This window comes from uncultured Eudoraea sp. (assembly GCF_947258525.1).
Lineage (GTDB): Bacteria > Bacteroidota > Bacteroidia > Flavobacteriales > Flavobacteriaceae > Eudoraea.
On sequence record NZ_CAMYIP010000054.1, the window covers coordinates 1 to 3,422 of the forward strand.

General features: G+C 36.7%; 4 protein-coding genes. 3 read left to right on the plus strand and 1 reads right to left on the minus strand.

The features are described 5' to 3' along the window. The coding region (locus Q0X89_RS04225; RefSeq protein ID WP_297691455.1) for a tyrosine-protein kinase domain-containing protein at positions 1-1,024 on the plus strand (1,024 nt) is incomplete at its 5' end. Positions 1,025-1,149: 125 nt separating this feature from the next. Here Q0X89_RS04225 and Q0X89_RS18020 read toward each other — a convergent pair. Next, complete coding sequence (locus Q0X89_RS18020; protein ID WP_367176960.1) at positions 1,150-1,329, minus strand: DUF6515 family protein; 180 nt, start codon at positions 1,327-1,329, stop codon at positions 1,150-1,152. Between the two features lie 317 nt (positions 1,330-1,646). On the opposite strand from Q0X89_RS18020, the gene Q0X89_RS04235 reads away from it, so the two are divergent. Both Q0X89_RS04235 and Q0X89_RS04240 read left to right on the plus strand, forming a co-directional pair. Further along, positions 1,647-2,618, plus strand: coding sequence for an ATP-grasp domain-containing protein (locus tag Q0X89_RS04235; protein ID WP_297691457.1), 972 nt, complete (start codon positions 1,647-1,649; stop codon positions 2,616-2,618). Then, complete coding sequence (locus Q0X89_RS04240; protein WP_297691459.1) at positions 2,615-3,298, plus strand: metallophosphoesterase family protein; 684 nt, start codon at positions 2,615-2,617, stop codon at positions 3,296-3,298. The genes Q0X89_RS04235 and Q0X89_RS04240 overlap by 4 nt, the downstream gene beginning before the upstream one ends. Positions 3,299-3,422 lie beyond the last annotated feature (124 nt).

A 3,422-nucleotide genomic window follows, 5' to 3' on the forward strand; every position in this document is an offset into this window, starting at 1 on the left:
AATGCTTCGTGGCATTGAACGACAGCAAAGCATTAAAGAACAACTGTATCTTTTATTGTTGCAAAAACGTGAAGAAGCGGCTATTAACATGGCAACGACCACACCCTCCATTAAGGTAGTAGATTACGCTATAACAAGCAGTGAACCTATATCTCCTAAAAAGATCATAGTTTATCCCTTGTCTTTGTTGTTAGGGATGTTTTTACCCTTTTTAATATTGTTTATCCGGTTTTCCCTGGATACCAAAATCCACGATCGCACAGATTTGGAAAAGTTAAGTCCTGATATCCCGGTACTGGCAGAGATTCCATTTTTAAAGGGAAATAAAAGTATTAAAGGGTTTCATGACCGCTCTATCCTGGCGGAGTCTTTCAGGATGTTGAGTACCAGTGTGAATCATCATCTGCCTGAGAAAGAAAAGGATTTGGGACAGGTTATTTATGTGACCTCTTCCATAAAAGGGGAGGGAAAAACGTTGATGGCATTCAATCTGGCCATGGCTTATGCCAGTTTAAAAAAGCGGGTATTGCTGGTTGGAGCAGATCTTAGAAACCCCCAGCTTCATATGCATTTGGATATTCTTAAAAAAACTAATGGACTTTCTGAATATCTTTCTAAGCCTTCCATGAATTGGCAGAACGTTATTAATGAAGGATTTAGTAACGAACTAAATATCAAAGTCTGTTATAGCCGTCAAATACCCCCAAATGCCCCTGAACTCTTATCGGGTAAAGGCTTTGAAAAATTCATCCAGGCTGTAAAAGAGGAATTTGATTATATCATTATAGATACAGCTCCCACTTTATTGGTTACAGATACCATGCTTATCTCTAAATATGCAGATCTCACCCTCTTTGTGGCTCGTGCAGGGTTTACAGATAAGAAATTGCTGGAATATTCAAAAAACCTTAACAAAACCAAAAAGCTGCAGAATATGGCTTATGCCTTAAATGATGTAGGTTTTGGGAAAGCCAGGCATTATAATTATGGCCATGGGTATGGTTATGGTTCGGATAAAAAATAGGCTTTATACTAAATTGTTAAGACTTTTTAGGAGTAATCACTCTTTTAGTGAATCCCTTCACCATACCAGGCAATAGAATTACCAATTGTTCCTGTTCACCTAAGGTTACCATATTTCAACCTAAACTATTCCTCTTCCTTCACATCTACAATTTCATACATATCTTCCCCATCCAGTTGTATAGGCTGGTAGTAGATATCCCCAAATTTTACATAGGTCTGATCTCCAATTTTAACCTCTTCCCCACCTTCCGGTAAATGGAGAACAATGGTACCTGCACCACCGTGTAGCCACCACTGGATGATACATAGTAAACCCTCTGATCATTGTGATATTGCTTCACCTAAAATTTCATCATAAATACCCGTTATAGTGCAATCTGCAACATCCGGAGAGAGTGGATAATTTCTTCTATTTATTTTAGCCTTACTCTTTTTACGCCAACTTTTATTATCTCTTTTTTGCGTGCCACAATATAGATGTAAACAGCTTCATCAACTTTTGCTATATCACCGGTATACAACCATCCGTTTTTAACAAGATAATCACTACCCGTTTATTGTTTCTCAAATTGATTAACTTAGTTGTTTAAAAGAATTCTGAATTAAATATTTTTAATCGATTGTCCAAAAATATTTTGGTATCCGGCGCTTGTGGACTATTGGGTTATGGTGTTTTAAAATCCCTTAGAAGATCTGAAACCCCGTATAAGCTAATTGGCACTACAATTTATGAGTATGAAGATTCCGTAGCTCCTAAATTTTGTGACATTGTACTTCAGGTTCCTTTGACCCTTTCGGAGGGTTTTAAAGATATATTGTTGAAAATTATTTCGGAGTATGAAATCGATTTAATAATTCCAACTTTTGAGATAGACGTTACCTTTTGGGCCGAAAATAGTAATTTGTTAAAGGAAACCGGGACCAAGGTTGTAACCAATAATCCAGACTTAATTTCGTTGTGCAATGACAAATGGGAATTTTATAAGGTAATGAAAACCAATAATTCTCCCTATGTTATCCCAACAACGCTTTGTTCCGACTTTAATGACTTGGATGGGGAATTTGTCTTACCATTATTATTAAAACCCAGACATGGGATGGCCTCCAGAGGGATTGTTAAGGTTCACAATCAAGGAACCTTTGAATTACATAAAGAAGAAATCGGTAAAAAATTATTGGTACAGCCTTTGATTGGCAAGGACGATGGAGAGTATACTACAGGCGCATTCTGCGACGGAAAAGGAGGCTATTATGCCATAATTACCTTTAGAAGAAATTTGTCAAATGAAGGGTATACCAATAAGGCAGAGGTCGTAGAGGATAAACAAATAGAAGAAGCGGTTTTGGAGCTCTGTAAAATTTTTAAGCCAGTAGGGCCTACCAATTTTCAGTTTAGGGTTCATGAGGGTGTGTACCATCTATTAGAGATCAATCCGCGCTTTTCCTCATCAACAGCCATGCGGAGTGCTTTTGGATATAACGAAGCTCTTATGGCGGTTGAGTATTATTTGGATGGAAAATCTCCAAAACAGCCTAAGATTAGAAAGGGGAAGGCAATTAGGTATATTGAAGAACATATATTTTATTCATGAAGATTGGGGTAATATCAGACATACATGGGAATTTCGAAGCGCTTAAATCCGTGCTCGAAGAGTTGGATAGATTAAATGTTTCAGAAATTTATTGCTTAGGGGATGTAGTGGGATATTATTCTCAGGTTAATGAATGCTGTGAAGAATTAATAAAACGAAACATTCCTAGTTTAATGGGTAATCATGACTGGTATATGGCAAGTGGCGGTTTTTGCCCAAGACATAACAGCGTTAATGATACCCTGGAGTACCAGCGAAAAGTGATAACCAAGAAAAATATTAAATGGTTGCAATCAAATGACATTCAACGGTTTGTGGGGAATATTCATATGGTTCACGGTGGTTGGTCAGATCCCATTGATGAATACTTATTTGAACCATCTGAAGAATATTTTTCAAGAATTGAAGGAAAGATATTTATATCTGGCCATACCCACATTCAAACTTTGCAAGTGTACAAAGATAAAATCTACTGTAACCCTGGCTCTGTTGGGCAGCCAAGAGATGGTAATCCTAAAGCGGCATTTGCCATTGTTGAAAATGAGAATATATCCTTGCATAGAGCAGATTACGATATTGATAAGGTTAATGAATTGATGATAAAAGCTGGTTTTAATGATTCTGCCTATAAAGTTTTGAAAAAGGAGGAACGATATTATGCTGGCTTCCGCAAAACATAAAAATTACCTTTAAAATTTCAATGATTACATTTATCTGCGTCGATCTTATTTTTTGTCTTACGATGATTTGGTATTTCACCCGGCCCAAGATTAAGAAAGTATTTAAATAAATTTGACAGATATT

Excerpts from the sequence above, each read along its gene's own strand:
- Q0X89_RS04240 (WP_297691459.1), top strand. The coding sequence starts at position 2,615 with ATGAAGATTGGGGTAATATCAGACATACATGGGAATTTCGAAGCGCTT.